Here is a 15,250-nt window from a genome sequence, read left to right as displayed (position 1 = left end):
AAAATGAGTGTTCTTAATGCTGTAAGAAACAAATTATTACATATTGCTATGGCTGTAATTAGAAATCAAACTTTTTACCAAAATCGCTTGTTTTTGTCATAGAAATCGAATTGACAATCTGTTATTTATTGGTTAATTATAAGTGATAAAATGATGATTATTAATCGAACTCAGGTTAATAGTCGAAATCTGAATTAAAAAATTTTAGGAATGTAAATAAAACAGCCAATAATGACAGCGGCAATAGCAAAGATGAATACGGCACCAGCAGCCAAATCTTTGATGAGTCCTATTTTCTTATGATGTTCAGGATGTATGAAATCTGCCATTTCTTCAATAGCAGTATTGATTCCTTCCAAACTCATAATGAGTCCAATGGTCAAGGTTTGTACAATCCATTCCGTTTTGGAAATTTCGAAGTAAAATCCAGCAATGGTAACTAAAATACCGATAAAGAATTGCGCTTTTAAGCTGGCTTCTGTAGTAATGAGCAGATATGCGCCTTTACACGCATATCCGACTCCTTTTATTCTTCCTGTAATGAATTTAATCATCTAATAACGCTTCCAAAGCAGCTTTATAATTTGGTTCTTCAGCAATTTCAGTAATGTGTTCGGTGTATTTTACATTTCCACTTTCATCTAACACCACTACGGCGCGTGAATGTAATGCTTCCATAGGACCATTAATCATATCAACACCATACGCTTTTCCGAAACTTCCATCTCTAAAATCAGAGAGTGTTTCTACATTTTCCAAACCTTCGGCAGCGCAAAAACGTGATTGTGCAAATGGTAAATCGCGCGAAACGCACAATACTTTTGTATTTTCCAATTCACTCGCTTCTTGATTGAATGTGCGAACTGAAGTAGCACAAACACCAGTGTCAATACTTGGAAAAATATTCAACACGACTTTTGAGCCTGTATAATCGTTTAAATTTTTAGTGTTTAAATCTGAGGTTACTAACGTAAAATCAGGAGCTTTAGCTCCTACATTTGGCAAGCTTCCTGAAGTTTTAAAAGCTGTACCATGTAATGTAACTGTAGCCATTTTTTTTAGTTTTTTGGTTTGTTTCGTAAAATTACACAATAAAAAGTGCTATGCGTAATAGTTTGTAAAAATTTAAGAAATAATTTAAAACTATTAATTTTTAATCTACTATAGTTAAAAACTATTTTCAGATAATAATTATCAATTTTTTAACCCTAATAATAGGAAATTAATAAGTAATTTTAAGACAATCTAATAAATCCAAAATTTTTAAACATATACCAATGGAAAACAATCCTCATTCAAATGATGCTTCAACAAGTCCTTCAGACTTAAATACGAGCTCAGCAAAATGTCCATTTTTTAGTGGAACTACCAAAAGAACTGCTGGTAGCGGTGTGAAAAATCGCGACTGGTGGCCAAATGAATTAAAATTAAACATCCTTAGACAACATACTGCAAAATCCAATCCGATGGGAGAAGATTTTAATTATGCAGAAGCCTTCAATAGTTTAGATTTTGCAGCCTTAAAGCAAGATGTAATCGACTTAATGACCGATTCACAAGATTGGTGGCCAGCAGATTATGGTCACTACGGTGGATTCATGATTCGTATGGCTTGGCACAGTGCAGGAACCTACAGAGTAGGTGACGGACGCGGTGGCGCTGGTGGCGGTTCGCAACGTTTTGCTCCTTTAAATAGCTGGCCTGATAATGGGAATTTAGATAAAGCGCGATTGCTTTTATGGCCAATCAAACAAAAATACGGTAACAAAATTTCATGGGCCGATTTGATGATTTTAGCAGGAAACTGTGCGTTAGAATCGATGGGCTTTAAAACATTTGGTTTTGCTGGTGGACGTGAAGATGTTTGGGAACCAGAACAAGATGTATACTGGGGAAGCGAGACAGAATGGGGACAAAACGATGATAGATACGCAGATGGTGATTTGGAAAATCCGTTAGCTGCCGTAATGATGGGATGGATTTACGTAAATCCAGAAGGACCCAACGGAAATCCTGACCCACTAGGTTCTGCAGCGAATGTTCGTGAAACTTTCGGTCGTATGGCAATGAACGATGAAGAAACAGTGGCTTTAGTTGCGGGTGGACATACCTTTGGAAAAGCGCACGGAGCAGCAGACCCTAATAAATATGTAGGAGCAGAACCACACGGAGCTTCTATTGAAGAAATGAGTACAGGATGGAAAAACTCCTTCGGCACAGGTGTGTTAGACGATACCATTACGAGTGGAATTGAAGGTGCATGGACGCCAAATCCAACACAGTGGGATCACGATTATTTTGATGTATTATTAAATTATGATTGGGAATTAACGAAAAGTCCAGCAGGCGCACATCAATGGACGCCAACAGCAGCTTCCAATGCACGAATGGCTCCAAAAGCAGGTGATCCAAACGGAAAGCAAGCGTTGATGATGACAACAGCAGATATTGCATTGAAAACGGATCCTGAGTATTTAAAAATCTCACAAAAATTCCACAAAGACCATAAAGCTTTTGAAGATGCGTTTGCACGTGCATGGTACAAGTTGACTCATAGAGACATGGGACCAATTGATCGTTATTTAGGTCCAGAAGTACCATCAGAAGAGTTATTATGGCAAGATCCAATTCCAAAAGTAACTTACACATTAAGTGATGCGGATATTACGACATTGAAGAATATGATTGCCGACAGCGGATTATCCGTTTCTCAATTAGTGTCTACAGCGTGGGCTTCGGCTTCAACCTTTAGAGGTTCTGACAAACGTGGTGGTGCTAATGGAGGACGTATTCGTTTAGAGCCACAAAAAAACTGGGAAGTTAACAACCCGAAAGAATTGGCTAAAGTATTGGCGGTGTACGAAGGTATTCAGAACGATTTTGACGGTGAAGTTTCTATGGCAGATTTAATCGTGCTTGCAGGAAATGTAGGTGTAGAAAAAGCCATTAAAAATGCAGGACACAATGTTACTGTTGAATTTTCACAAGGTAGAGGAGATGCTTCACAAGAGCAAACGGATATTGAGCAATTCAACTATTTAGAGCCAATCGCAGACGGATTTAGAAATTACATCAGAGAAGATTTAGAGATTGCAGCAGAAGATTTATTGGTAGACAAAGCAAACTTATTAACCTTAACAGTGCCAGAAATGACAGTCTTGGTTGGAGGTTTGCGTGTATTAGGAACTAATTATGACGGTTCTAAACATGGAGTCTTTACAGATAACGTGGGAACTTTGACGAACGATTTCTTCAAAAACATTCTAGATTTTACCTATACTTGGAAAGCAACGAATGAAGACGATCGTTATTTCGTAGGAAGCAACCGAAAAACAGGCGAAGTAAAATTTTCAGGAACGCGTGCAGACTTAATTTTTGGTTCAAATACGGAATTGAGAGCAATTGCAGAAGTATATGCAAGTAGCGATGCAGATGAAAAATTCATTCACGATTTTGTAGCCGCTTGGACGAAAGTCATGAATTTAGATAGATATGATTTAAGAAAATAAAGAGCTTATTTTCTACTAATTGTCAGTTCGAACGCAGTCGAGAACAGTTCTTACTAAATTTTGACTGCGTTCCATTTGACAAGTTTATCCATAAAAAAAGTCACTTCGAAAGAAGTGACTTTTTAGTTTTACACCAAATTATATTACTTGTCAATAGAACCCATAACACGTTGCATAAAGCTATTTAAAGCTTCTTTTCGTGGCGTTCCTTCTTTCACCATTTTATGTACTTCAATAGCGCCGTACAGGTTTGAAATCAGTTCGCCAATGACGTCGAGTTCTTCATCTTTTAACGACGGAACTTCTGTAAGTGCTTCCAACGTATCAATGGTTTCAATTACATAATCTTCGTCGTTTTCGTCAATAAATTGTGTCAAGTGTTTTATTACAGGTAATTTCATTAAAAAGTATTTTTATTTCCTTGCAAAAGGGAATCCTTAATTGTTTACATTCATTAAGCAGCAACTTCGTCTACCAATTCTTTCAATACGTCAAACTTGTTGGTTTGCACCTGATTTACAAATTCGCCATTTTTGAACGTTGCGAACGTTGGTAAATTATCTACTGTTGCTAATTTTCTCGATTCAGGAAACTTCTCTGCATCTGCAATCACAAAAGTGATGTTTTCTAGTTCTTTGGCTAATTTTTTCACTTTTGGCTTCATGATGCGACAATTACCACACCAAGATGCTGAGTACTGAACCACAACCGTTTCGTTGTTAGCTACTAATTCTTGTAAATTGTCTTGATTTAATTCTTGAACCATACTAGTTGTAATTTATACGTTTGAAGCTAAATATTCAGCAACTCCGTCTCTGTTAGCATTCATTGCTTCTTTTCCTTCTTCCCAGTTTGCTGGACAAACCTCTCCTTTTTCTTGAACGTGCGTGTACGCGTCAATCAAACGGATAAATTCGTTTACGTTACGTCCAACAGGCATGTGGTTGATTCCTTCGTGGAAAACAGTTCCTTCTTCGTCAATCAAGTACGTTGCTCTGTATGTTACGTTATCACCTTCCACTTGAACCGTTCCCGTTTCTTCGTCATACACTTCGTTGGTGATGTCTAAAATTCCTAAAATGCTAGATAAGTTACGGTTGCTATCAGCTAATAAAGGATAGGTGATTCCTTCAATTCCACCGTTATCTTTTTCAGTGTTTAACCATGCAAAGTGTACTTCTGGAGTATCACAAGAAGCACCAATTACAATTGTGTTTCTTTTTTCAAACTCTCCCAAAGCTGCTTGAAATGCGTGTAATTCAGTTGGGCAAACGAATGTAAAATCTTTTGGATACCAGAATAACAATACTTTTTTCTTGTTGTTTACTGCTTCATCCAAAACATTTAGTTTGAAAGTGTCTCCCATTTCGTTCATTGCATCAACATTCAAGTTTGGGAATTTTTTTCCTACTAAAGCCATATTTTTTGTGTTTTAATTTATGTTATTAATTGGTGCAAAAGTAACAAGCCTATGTTGAGTTTTCAATGAATAAAATCTTAAAAACTTATCAAGCAATAGAGAACACTTATATCGTAAAAACAATCACATAAGATTTTCTTATAAAACGCTAAAAGCCTTGAATTTACAGTGAATTCAAGGCTTTTTCTATTAAATTTAGATGTCTGTTAAGCAACTTTAGTAGCTAACTGCTTGATTTTGATTTTGAAAGCGGCAAATAAAAGTGTTGTGAATGGACTGAGCCAGTTGAAAAACGCATATCCAGCATACGAAAATGTATCTACATTTAACACACTTGATTGATACGCTCCACAGGTATTCCAAGGAATTAATACAGATGTAACCGTACCAGAATCTTCTAAGGTTCTACTTAAATTTTCTGGCGCTAGTCCTTTATCTTCAAATGCTTTTTTATACATTCTTCCTGGAATTACAATGGCTAAATATTGATCGGAAGCTAATACATTCAATCCAACACAACTAATAACTGTACTTGCAAAAAGTCCGAAGATTGTATCGAATAAGTTCAATACAGATTTACTAATACGAGATAAGGCACCAATAGCATCCATTACACCACCAAAAACCATCGCGCAAACAATGAGCCAAATAGTTCCTAACATGCCACTCATTCCACCTGAACTGAATAAATCGTTTAGTTGTGCACTTTGGGTTTCAATCGCTGTGTCAACGGTCATTGCTTTCATGATTCCTTTGTATGCATTGTTAAATGTTAGACTGCCTCCGCCACCAATACTTGTTACAATTTCTGGTTGAAATATCACAGCAAAAATACCTCCTAAAAGTGTTCCAATGAGTAATGCAACTAATGGCGGTGTTTTTTTAACAATCAAAATAATAACGGCTAGAGGAACTAAAAACAACCAAGGAGAAATATTGAACGATGCAGATATTGAAGCCAACATTTGACTGGTATCAGCCGTTCCAGAAACATCAATTGATAAACTGATAATAACAAATATGATGAGCGTAAGTACTATCGTTGGGATAGTTGTATAGGTCATGTATTTGATGTGTGAAAATAATTCGCCTCCAGCCATCGCAGGAGCTAAGTTGGTTGTATCACTTAATGGAGACATTTTGTCCCCAAAATACGCTCCCGAAATCACAGCGCCAGCCGTCATTCCTGCGTGAATTCCTAAGGCATTTCCAATACCTATTAGCGCAATACCAACCGTAGCAGAAGTCGTCCAGCTACTTCCTGTGGCGATTGAGATGATGGCACAAATAATCACACATGCAGGTAAAAATATGGTAGGATTTAATATTTGCAATCCGTAATAAATCATAGAAGGGATAATTCCACTGATGAGCCATGTTCCTGCCAGCGAACCTACAAAAAGCAATATTAACAATGCGCCTGTAGTCGATTTTACATTTTCGGCAACCTCATCTAGCATTTGTTTGTAGGATACTTTATTGTAAAAACCAACGATTGCGGCAACGGCAGCTCCTAATAATAATACAAATTGATTACTTCCGCTCAGCGCATCATCGCCAAAGGCATATTTTACGTTGTAGAATAACATCCCAACCAATGCTATCACGGGAATTAAAGCTTCCCAAATACTCAATTCTTTATTTTCAATGATGTTCTCATCTTGCGGTTCTCTAGGCTTTATTTGTTGACTTTCCATAGTAAGTTTTGGTGTAGTTTTTTTCTAAGCGTAATGTTACGATTTTGTAAACTAGTATGCAAATCATTTTGGTTGCGTACCTTTGCAAATCTTTAATTAATGTCAATTTATGGATTCGTTAACTCAAGTTGTACTTGGAGCTGCCTGTGGAGAAGCTGCCATGGGAAAAAAGATAGGAAATAAAGCCTTGCTTTTTGGCGCTATTGGCGGAACGATTCCAGATTTGGACGTCTTTATTGGAAACTTTTTGTATAGCAATAAGATTGATGCAATGCTGTTTCACAGAGGCTTTATGCATTCAATTTTCTTTGCAGTGTTAGCGGCTTTTGCGCTCGGTTGGCTGGTTTTTACATTGTACGATAAAGGCAAACGGCGCGGAACAACGACTAAAAAGGATTGGACATGGCTGTTTTTTCTTTCTATTTTTACACATCCTATTTTAGATTGCTTTACAGGATACGGAACGTTGTTATTTTCTCCTTTTAGTAACTATCGTGTGGCGTTTAGTAATATTTCTGTGGCAGATCCTGCGTATACACTTCCTTTTTTAATTTGTTTGATTATTTTGATGTTTTACAAACGACAAAATCCGAAACGAAAATTTTGGCTGAAATTAGGCGTTGGTATCAGTTCTGTGTATATGTTGTTTACGATTGGAAATAAATTCTATATCAACAGTGTTTTTGAAAAATCGTTAGCCGAGCAAGGAATTGAATATACACGTTACAATACAGAAGCGAGCATTTTAAACAATATTTTATGGTACGGAATCGCGGAAACAGAAACGGATTTCCATGTCGCTTTTTATTCACTGTTTGATACGAAAGCAGTGTTTACCGATTGGGAAACGATTCCTAAAAATCATGCGTTGCTTCCAAAAACGAATTCCGATATTGCTCGTTTGGCATGGTTTAGCAATGATTATTATACGATTGAAAAAGCGGAAGACGGTGCTTTTATTTATAAAGATTTGCGTTATCCGTCCATCAAAGTAAATGATGAAAAATCAGTAGTGTTTTCGTTTAAAATCTTCAAAGATGGTGAGCGACTTAATATGAAACCTTTTCGCGGACCACGATTTGATGAAAATACGTCTTTTGGCGATGTACTCGCTATTTTCTGGGAACGGATTAAAGGGAAGTAGGTTTTTTTGGTTGCTAGTTGTTGGTTGCTGGTTGTCAGTTGTTTGTTTTTTGTTGTTTGTTTTTTGGCGTTTCTTTGAAACTTCTCAATTCAACATTCAAAATCCAACATTTCAAAAAAAGCTTCTCTAAATGATTTTTGATAGCAAAACAATCTCAAAAACAGCAAAATTCATTTAGAAGCTTTCAAACTTCTCAATTCAACATCCAACATTCAACATTCAAGAAGCTACTCCGCATACAACTGACGTTTGCATACTTCGCAGATGATTCTGTTGATTTTCATACTTTCTAGTTGTGCAGCAGTGTTCACTTGACAAGCGAAATGCGTTTTAATCGCTTCGTTATAGCGCATCTTTTTGCAAATGGAAATACTTTTCGTCAGGCATTCGCCAAAAGTATCTTTTTTAGACTTGAATAGGTGCAAAACCTCATCTATGTTTTCTTTTAATGTGTACAGAGGTGTTTTACTCATAAATCAACATGTATTAACCGCACTTTAAGGAATCAGTACACACTTCTCACGTAGGTGAAAAAGGAACAGACCAATTCGTTGTTAAATTTTGTCCATATACAAGTGACTTACGCAAGTAGAACACAACGTACGCCCGATTTTAGCACATTGGGTGCGTGCACGTTCTTCGGGTTGACAAGAAAAAATGGTGCGGGAATCTTCTTCGACATCCATGCGACCACAAATGGATTTTTGTTTTGAATAACACTCGTCTTGGTCTGTGGGGTTTGCTAAAAAGAGATGTAATTCGCCATCTGATTTTCGTTCTCGTAATATGTAAACATTTTTGCGCATACAGTAAATTCTAGTATTGTTCTATTTGGGATTCAATAATAACTAAAACCTATCGGTAAAAATTACGGAAAACCGTAATCGATAGTAAATTAACGGGATTAACGTAAAACTACTTAGGTGATTTCCGTAGTATTTGTGCGTAAAAAGTAAAAAGAGCATCGAAAAGACGCTCTTTTACTCGATAATCGAGATTAAAAATGCTCCGACGCTTGCGTCGAAATGTTTTTAATAGTTTCTACTAGATGCTTCGTGGACTTGCCCTGAAGTAGTTGACTATTTTAAAAACTAAACGTAAAGATTATGCCATTGCTGGTTCTAAAATATTTAAGTGTTCCATACACTCACGCATGAGTTGATACGTGCGTTGAATGTCTTGATCCAATCCTACAGAAAAACGTATCAAACCATCTGTTAAGCCCATTTCGACTTGTTCTGCTGGTGGAATTTCAGATGAAGTGGAAGTGCCAGGCGCGCTAAAGAGCGTCTTGTAAAACCCTAAACTTACCGCTAAGTAGCCTAAGTTTTTTTCTTGCATCAATTCCATCAATTCATTGGCTTTTTCAATAGAACCGACATCAATGGTTAACATGCCACCAAAACCATAATCAGAATTCATCATACGTTTAAAAATTTCGTGTGACGGATGCGAAGGCAAACCAGGATAGACGGTTTTCAATCCGTCTGCTTCAAACATTTTTGCCAAATACATCGCATTACAACTGTGTTGTTTCATGCGAATATGAAGTGTTCGTAAATTTTTCAATACAGAAGCCGCGCGTAAACTGTCCATCGTAGCACCTAATAACATACTTGCGCCATCGTTAACGTTGCGCAATTGGTCAATCAATGCTTGTGTCCCGCAGACAACGCCGCCAACAGTATCACTAGCTCCATTGATGAATTTCGTTAAACTGTGAATGACGATATCCGCGCCTAATTTTGCCGGCGCGATTGATAATGGAGAAAAGGTGTTGTCAACTACCAACTGCAAATTGTGTTTCTTTGCCAATTCCGCCAAAGCGGGAATATCAGCGACTTCCAACAGTGGATTGCTTACAGCTTCACAATACAATACTTTTGTTTTTGGCGTGATTGCTGCTGCTACCGTTTCCAGTTTTGTGATATCTACAAAAGACGTTTCGATACCAAAACGCGGGGTGAAATTCTTTAAAAAAGCATACGTGCCACCATAAATTGTTCTACTCGATACAATATGATTACCACTTTGGCATAATTGTAAAAGTACAGGTGCGATGGCGCCCATACCTGAAGCAGCAACATTTGCCGTTTCTGTGCCTTCCATGGCGGCTAAGGCTTCTCCTAAGTATAAATTGCTCGGTGATGAATGTCTGGAATACAAATAACAACCATCAGCATTGCCTTCAAACGTATCAAACATTGTTTTGGCAGACAAAAAGGTATAAGTTGAAGAATCGGAAATGGAAGGATTCACACCTCCAAATTCACCAAAATATTGTAAATCTTGAATATTATTTGCGGGATTAAATTTCATGTGATTCGTTTTTTAATGTTATTCAAAATTCGACACATTAAGAATAAAAATCAACTATTAAATAAATTAATAGAAAATAAAACTATATTTTTGGTTATTATATGAAAATATATCATAATTGATAATTGTTAAATTCCAATTTTAGATTTTTTTACACCATGAAACTTGATGAAACCGACAAAAAGCTTCTCACGCTTTTACAAAACGATAGCAAGCAAACGAATAAAGAATTATCAAACAAATTGCATCTGTCTGTAACGGCAGTTTATGAGCGAATTAAAAAGCTAGAAAATGCAGGAATTATTCAGAAATATATAGCGTTGATAGACAAAAAGTTGGTCAATAAAAGTTTTTTAGCGCATTGCCATGTGCGATTGACACAACATTCCAAAGAATTCGTGATACAGTTTGAACGTGAAATCATCAAGCTTGAAGAAGTGTTGGAATGTTATCATGTCAGTGGCGATTACGATTATATTTTAAAAGTATTGGTGACTGATATGGAAGCCTATCGCGATTTTATGGTGACGAAACTCACTGCGATTCCCAACATCGGAAATACACACAGTATCTTTATTATTGGAGAAGTGAAGCACACGACGGCGATTTCTGTGTGAAAATGTAGCAATGTACTAATGTAACAATGTGTCAATGGTTTTGTTCAAAGAAAATTCTTAGAAACGAACTATTTCAGTATTTTCTACTTCAAATTGAAAAGCTAACTTTTTAATGTGCTAATTTGAAAATTTGATAATGTGCTAATAAATTTTAAAAACACTCAAAAACGCACCAACTAAAACACTAAAAGCAAAGCTGATGTCAATGTGTCAATGTGCTAATTTGAAAATTTGATAATTCGTCAATATGCTTTTCAAAACACTCAAAAACTCACCAACTAAAACACTAAAAGCGAAGCGATTCCTAGACAAACCTTGATTCATTGAATATTTCAATCCTTAAATTGAGCGTAGCGAAGCCAAAAGCGGAGTGCATCTAACAATCTCGTTTCAAAGCCTTGCTGAACCCTAAAATAGTTGTACTTTTGTGGTATTGACAATCAAAAATAGTTCAAAAACAAGAATATGAATTCATACGATGTAGCCGTAATTGGCTCTGGTCCTGGCGGATATGTTGCCGCTATTCGTTGTGCGCAACTAGGCATGAAAACTGCAATCATTGAAAAATATAGTACCCTTGGTGGAACCTGCTTAAATGTAGGATGTATTCCTTCAAAAGCGTTGTTAGACTCTTCTCATCATTACGAAGACGCTATCAAGCATTTTGATACACATGGAATTGAAATTTCAGGTGATGTAAAAGTGAATCTTGAAAAAATGATTGCGCGTAAGCAAGCGGTAGTAGATCAAACCACAGGTGGAATTGATTTCTTGATGAAAAAGAACAACATTGACGTGTATGAAGGTTTGGGAAGTTTTAAAGATGCAACGCATGTCAATATTGCTAAAAATGATGGTTCAAACGAAGAAATAGAAGCGAAAAATATCATCATCGCAACGGGAAGTAAACCATCGAACTTACCATTTATCAACTTAGATAAAGAACGAATTATCACGTCTACAGAAGCTTTAAAACTGAAAGAAGTACCAAAACACATGCTAGTGATTGGTGGCGGCGTAATTGGTTTGGAACTTGGACAAGTCTACAGACGTTTGGGCGCAGAAGTGACGGTTATTGAATATATGGACAGAATTATTGCCGGAATGGATGCTGGACTTTCCAAAGAATTAACCAAAGTATTCAAAAAGCAAAAATTTACCATCAATACGTCACATGCTGTAAAATCAGTAGAGCGCATAGGTGATGAGGTTGTGGTAAAAGCAGATAATAAAAAAGGTGAAGAAGTAGAATTCCGTGGCGATTATTGCTTGGTTTCTGTTGGTCGTCGTCCATATACGGAAGGATTAAATGTAGAAGCTGCAGGTGTTCAATTGGACAAGCGCGGTAGAGTTGTGGTGAACGATCACTTGCAAACCAACGTTTCTAACATTTATGCCATTGGCGATGTCGTAAAAGGAGCCATGTTAGCACATAAAGCTTCGGAAGAAGGTTCAATGGTCGCGGAAATCATCGCGGGACAAAAACCACATATCGATTACAATTTAATTCCAGGCGTGGTTTATACATGGCCAGAAGTTGCCGCTGTTGGAAAAACCGAAGAGCAACTCAAAGAAGCAGGAATTAAATACAAATCGGGACAATTTCCAATGCGTGCTTTAGGAAGAAGCAGAGCGAGTATGGATTTGGACGGTTTTATCAAAATATTAGCAGACGAAAACACAGACGAAATCTTAGGTGTTCACATGATTGGCGCCAGAGCTGCCGATTTAATCGCGGAAGCAGTGGTGGCAATGGAATACAGAGCCTCTGCGGAAGATATCGCACGTATGTCGCACGCACATCCAACATTTGCAGAAGCTATCAAGGAAGCTGCGTTGGCTGCTACGGAAGATAGAGCGTTGCACGTGTAAGTGTTCGTTTTTAAGATATTATAAAGATTGTTTACAAAGTAATTGGAAATGTCATTCTGAACTTGATTCAGAATCTTATCATCGTGATTTCTAATCGGGATGAGAAATCGAATCAAGTTCGGTTTGACGAAAATCTACTTCGTAAACAATCTTTTTTTATGGCTTTTAGTAAGTTTTTATCTTTTTGTGCGACTTCAAAAAGTAACCTCGATAAAGCTTATAATAAACGCATAATTATGAATTCGCTTTGGTATTTTAATGATGTCAATCTTTTTAAAGTGTTATGTCCGCATAAATTCAAGCAGTATAAAGAAGCGCATGATTTTAACTTGTACAAAAAACAAGATTATATTTATTTTGAAGAAGATTCAGCCACTAAAGTCTATTTGATTGACAAAGGAAAAGTCAAACTAGGATATTACACCGAAAATGGAGAAGAAGTCGTAAAATCCATTTTATCAAAAGGAGAATTATTCGGCGAAAAAGCAATTTTGGGTGAAGAAAAACGAAACGAATTTGCGCAATCTATTGATAATACAACGTCCATTTGTCCTATCGGAGTAGATACCATGCACGACTTGATGCGCGACAATCAAACCTTTACCTTAAAGATTTACAAGTTTATCGGTTTTCGAATCAAGAAGCTAGAGAGAAGATTGCAATTATTACTCTTCAAAGACACCAAAACACGTTTGTTAGAATTCTTAAAAGAGCTCTGTGAAGAATACGGTTACGAATGTGAAAAGACAGGAGAGCATGTTGTAAAACATCCATACACACAAAAAGATATTGCTAGCTTGATTGGCACTTCTCGTCCGACATTAAACATTCTCATGAACGAATTAAAAGAGGCAAAAATCATCGATTTCAATCGAAAAGAAATTCGGTTTGTGAAGTCAATCACTTTAGGATAAAGCCGCAAATATTCGTAAGAAACGATTAAAAAATAAACAAAAAAGTAAAAATATTTACATCTCGATTATCGAGAAAAATAGTATATTGACAATCGATTTCAATCGTTTTTTTAAGCAAAAAAGAGTCCAAAACCAGCATGACATCATGGCAGTTTTGGACTCTTTCTTTATGTTAGATTGTTTGTTTAAATAATAATAGCTAATCATTTGATTAATAAAATATTGAAAATTAAATAATTATATATTTTCGGTATTATTAAAAAATGATTTTTTTAGAAAAAAGCGAATTTTTTATGGAAGTGTTAGCTAGCTAACATTTTAGGTGGTTTTGCAGCAATACATTTGTAGTATAATCATAAAAAATATTCGCAATGATAAAAAAAATCTTTTTAGGACTCGTGTTGGGATTCTTCACGGTCGCATGTAGTAACGATGATGATGCCACAGTTGCGTTATCAAACTTAAATGTAAACTTAAACGGCTTAGAAAATCTTGGAAGCGACTTCGTATATGAAGGCTGGATTATTGTCAATGGTAATCCAGTATCTACAGGAATTTTTACCGTAAACGATTCCGGAACGTTGTCGAGAACTTCGTTCACCGTAAACTCTGATCAACTGGCTTCAGCAACCGCTTTTGTATTGTCTATTGAACCAGCTGTTGATCCAGATCCTGCACCCGCAGCAACAAAATTATTAGCAGGAGATTTTTCAGGAAACACAGCTACTGTTGGATTAGCTCCAGTAACAAGCACAGGAAACTTTGACAACGCTTCGGGTGTGTTCTTTTTACGAACACCAACCGACGAAATGCCAGGCTCAGGAAATAACGGAAACGATCAATATGGTGTTTGGTATGGTACGCCAGGCATGCCACCAACATCAGGCTTGAACTTGCCACCTTTAGCTGATGGATGGAAATACGAAGGTTGGGTTGTGGTAGATGGTGTGGGACCATTAACAACAGGAACTTTTACCACATTTGGCGCTGTGGATGAATTCAACGGATTCAGCGGCGCTGAAAATACGGTTGGACCTCCAATTCCAGGAGAGGATTTTTTCCTCAACGCACCAGCAGGTTTTACATTTCCACTAGATGTTCGCGGACGCACCGTTGTCATCTCTGTAGAACCATTTCCAGACAACAGTCCAGCACCATTCTTACTAAAGCCCCTAGTAGGAACTGCTGGAAATGATACGGCACCTGCTATACATAATTTCAATTTGAATGCAGCGTCATTCCCAACAGGAACAATAGTGCGATAATCTTTATGATTAAGTATCGTTAGATGGAAGACACGTTATCAGTTTTTTGATGGCGTGTTTTTTTTTTTGCTCGCTTCGCTCGCATTCAAGGATTCAAGGTTTGTTTGATTTGGGTTTTGGGTGTTAGGTATTAGGTATTAGGTATTGGGTTTTTGTGCGCTTCGCTTTTGGTGTTTTAATTGTTGAGTTGTTGAGTGGTTTTAAGATTGCATTCGCATATTATCAAATTAACACATTGCTATATTGGTAACGCTTTGCCTCTTGGTATTTTGGTATTGACCTCGCTTCGCTCAGTTTTTTTTGCTTGTATTAAAGTTTTTGTGAATTTTCATAAATAAAACTATTCGTGAATAATCAAATTAGTACATTTAAACAACAAACAACAAACAACAAACAACAAACAACAAACAACAAACAACAAACAACAAACAACAAACAACAAACAACAAACAACAAACAACAAACAACAAACAACAAACAACAAACAACAAAA

The 15,250-nt window shown here is 36.7% G+C and carries 15 protein-coding genes; 6 read left to right on the top strand and 9 right to left on the bottom strand.

Annotated features, from left to right (window positions below; genetic code table 11):
• Positions 1-194: 194 nt before the first annotated feature.
• Both C8N46_RS19855 and tpx read right to left on the bottom strand, forming a co-directional pair.
• Positions 195-554 carry a diacylglycerol kinase gene (locus tag C8N46_RS19855; protein WP_108116864.1) on the bottom strand — a complete coding sequence of 120 codons (360 nt, stop codon included), beginning with the start codon at positions 552-554 and terminating at the stop codon, positions 195-197.
• On the bottom strand, positions 547-1,053 hold the full coding sequence (tpx, locus tag C8N46_RS19850) for a thiol peroxidase (protein ID WP_108116865.1): 507 nt from the start codon (positions 1,051-1,053) through the stop codon (positions 547-549). Before tpx ends, C8N46_RS19855 begins: the two co-directional genes overlap by 8 nt.
• Positions 1,054-1,277: 224 nt before the next feature.
• Between tpx and katG the strand changes: the two genes are divergently transcribed.
• Positions 1,278-3,509, top strand: coding sequence for a catalase/peroxidase HPI (katG, locus tag C8N46_RS19845; protein ID WP_108116863.1), 2,232 nt, complete (start codon positions 1,278-1,280; stop codon positions 3,507-3,509).
• A 143-nt stretch (positions 3,510-3,652) separates the two neighbouring features.
• Here katG and C8N46_RS19840 read toward each other — a convergent pair whose 3' ends face one another.
• From C8N46_RS19840 to nhaC, 4 genes are all read right to left on the bottom strand, one after another.
• Entirely contained in the window at positions 3,653-3,910 is a 258-nt protein-coding gene (locus C8N46_RS19840) for a DUF6952 family protein (RefSeq protein ID WP_108116862.1), read from the bottom strand.
• Positions 3,911-3,963: 53 nt separating this feature from the next.
• Positions 3,964-4,275: a thioredoxin family protein gene (locus tag C8N46_RS19835; RefSeq protein ID WP_108116861.1), complete on the bottom strand. Its 312-nt coding sequence runs from the start codon at positions 4,273-4,275 to the stop codon at positions 3,964-3,966.
• Positions 4,276-4,287: 12 nt separating this feature from the next.
• Positions 4,288-4,929 carry a peroxiredoxin gene (locus C8N46_RS19830; protein ID WP_108116860.1) on the bottom strand — a complete coding sequence of 214 codons (642 nt, stop codon included), beginning with the start codon at positions 4,927-4,929 and terminating at the stop codon, positions 4,288-4,290.
• Positions 4,930-5,135: 206 nt separating this feature from the next.
• Entirely contained in the window at positions 5,136-6,626 is a 1,491-nt protein-coding gene (gene nhaC, locus C8N46_RS19825) for a Na+/H+ antiporter NhaC (RefSeq protein ID WP_108116859.1), read from the bottom strand.
• Positions 6,627-6,735: 109 nt separating this feature from the next.
• On the opposite strand from nhaC, the gene C8N46_RS19820 reads away from it, so the two are divergent.
• Positions 6,736-7,770 (top strand): metal-dependent hydrolase, encoded by a 1,035-nt coding sequence (locus C8N46_RS19820; protein WP_108116858.1) that lies wholly within the window; start codon positions 6,736-6,738, stop codon positions 7,768-7,770.
• A gap of 227 nt (positions 7,771-7,997) precedes the next feature.
• Here C8N46_RS19820 and C8N46_RS20235 read toward each other — a convergent pair whose 3' ends face one another.
• From C8N46_RS20235 to C8N46_RS19810, 3 genes are all read right to left on the bottom strand, one after another.
• Positions 7,998-8,243, bottom strand: a complete 246-nt coding sequence (locus C8N46_RS20235) for a hypothetical protein (protein WP_146169911.1) — start codon at positions 8,241-8,243, stop codon at positions 7,998-8,000.
• A gap of 81 nt (positions 8,244-8,324) precedes the next feature.
• Complete coding sequence (locus C8N46_RS19815) at positions 8,325-8,576, bottom strand: hypothetical protein (protein WP_108116857.1); 252 nt, start codon at positions 8,574-8,576, stop codon at positions 8,325-8,327.
• A 298-nt stretch (positions 8,577-8,874) separates the two neighbouring features.
• Positions 8,875-10,089, bottom strand: a complete 1,215-nt coding sequence (locus tag C8N46_RS19810; protein WP_108116856.1) for an aminotransferase class I/II-fold pyridoxal phosphate-dependent enzyme — start codon at positions 10,087-10,089, stop codon at positions 8,875-8,877.
• Positions 10,090-10,247: 158 nt separating this feature from the next.
• Here C8N46_RS19810 and C8N46_RS19805 point away from each other — a divergent pair, with 158 nt between their 5' ends.
• The 4 genes from C8N46_RS19805 to C8N46_RS19790 all read left to right on the top strand — a co-directional run bounded on the left by C8N46_RS19805 (position 10,248) and on the right by C8N46_RS19790 (position 14,757).
• Positions 10,248-10,706, top strand: coding sequence for an Lrp/AsnC family transcriptional regulator (locus C8N46_RS19805; protein ID WP_108116855.1), 459 nt, complete (start codon positions 10,248-10,250; stop codon positions 10,704-10,706).
• A gap of 465 nt (positions 10,707-11,171) precedes the next feature.
• Positions 11,172-12,578 carry a dihydrolipoyl dehydrogenase gene (gene lpdA / locus C8N46_RS19800; RefSeq protein WP_108116854.1) on the top strand — a complete coding sequence of 469 codons (1,407 nt, stop codon included), beginning with the start codon at positions 11,172-11,174 and terminating at the stop codon, positions 12,576-12,578.
• A gap of 236 nt (positions 12,579-12,814) precedes the next feature.
• On the top strand, positions 12,815-13,492 hold the full coding sequence (locus C8N46_RS19795) for a Crp/Fnr family transcriptional regulator (RefSeq protein ID WP_108116853.1): 678 nt from the start codon (positions 12,815-12,817) through the stop codon (positions 13,490-13,492).
• Positions 13,493-13,863: 371 nt separating this feature from the next.
• Positions 13,864-14,757: an anti-sigma factor gene (locus C8N46_RS19790; protein ID WP_108116852.1), complete on the top strand. Its 894-nt coding sequence runs from the start codon at positions 13,864-13,866 to the stop codon at positions 14,755-14,757.
• Positions 14,758-15,250 lie beyond the last annotated feature (493 nt).

Origin of the sequence: Kordia periserrulae (assembly GCF_003054265.1) — a bacterium.
GTDB lineage: Bacteria > Bacteroidota > Bacteroidia > Flavobacteriales > Flavobacteriaceae > Kordia > Kordia periserrulae.
The sequence above is the reverse complement of the archived record's forward strand: the minus strand, read 5'-3'. Positions and strand labels throughout refer to the sequence as shown.

Excerpts from the sequence above, each read along its gene's own strand:
- C8N46_RS19855 (WP_108116864.1), bottom strand. The coding sequence starts at position 554 with ATGATTAAATTCATTACAGGAAGAATAAAAGGAGTCGGATATGCGTGT.
- tpx (WP_108116865.1), bottom strand. The coding sequence starts at position 1,053 with ATGGCTACAGTTACATTACATGGTACAGCTTTTAAAACTTCAGGAAGC.
- katG (WP_108116863.1), top strand. The coding sequence starts at position 1,278 with ATGGAAAACAATCCTCATTCAAATGATGCTTCAACAAGTCCTTCAGAC.
- C8N46_RS19840 (WP_108116862.1), bottom strand. The coding sequence starts at position 3,910 with ATGAAATTACCTGTAATAAAACACTTGACACAATTTATTGACGAAAAC.
- C8N46_RS19835 (WP_108116861.1), bottom strand. The coding sequence starts at position 4,275 with ATGGTTCAAGAATTAAATCAAGACAATTTACAAGAATTAGTAGCTAAC.
- C8N46_RS19830 (WP_108116860.1), bottom strand. The coding sequence starts at position 4,929 with ATGGCTTTAGTAGGAAAAAAATTCCCAAACTTGAATGTTGATGCAATG.
- nhaC (WP_108116859.1), bottom strand. The coding sequence starts at position 6,626 with ATGGAAAGTCAACAAATAAAGCCTAGAGAACCGCAAGATGAGAACATC.
- C8N46_RS19820 (WP_108116858.1), top strand. The coding sequence starts at position 6,736 with ATGGATTCGTTAACTCAAGTTGTACTTGGAGCTGCCTGTGGAGAAGCT.
- C8N46_RS20235 (WP_146169911.1), bottom strand. The coding sequence starts at position 8,243 with ATGAGTAAAACACCTCTGTACACATTAAAAGAAAACATAGATGAGGTT.
- C8N46_RS19815 (WP_108116857.1), bottom strand. The coding sequence starts at position 8,576 with ATGCGCAAAAATGTTTACATATTACGAGAACGAAAATCAGATGGCGAA.
- C8N46_RS19810 (WP_108116856.1), bottom strand. The coding sequence starts at position 10,089 with ATGAAATTTAATCCCGCAAATAATATTCAAGATTTACAATATTTTGGT.
- C8N46_RS19805 (WP_108116855.1), top strand. The coding sequence starts at position 10,248 with ATGAAACTTGATGAAACCGACAAAAAGCTTCTCACGCTTTTACAAAAC.
- lpdA (WP_108116854.1), top strand. The coding sequence starts at position 11,172 with ATGAATTCATACGATGTAGCCGTAATTGGCTCTGGTCCTGGCGGATAT.
- C8N46_RS19795 (WP_108116853.1), top strand. The coding sequence starts at position 12,815 with ATGAATTCGCTTTGGTATTTTAATGATGTCAATCTTTTTAAAGTGTTA.
- C8N46_RS19790 (WP_108116852.1), top strand. The coding sequence starts at position 13,864 with ATGATAAAAAAAATCTTTTTAGGACTCGTGTTGGGATTCTTCACGGTC.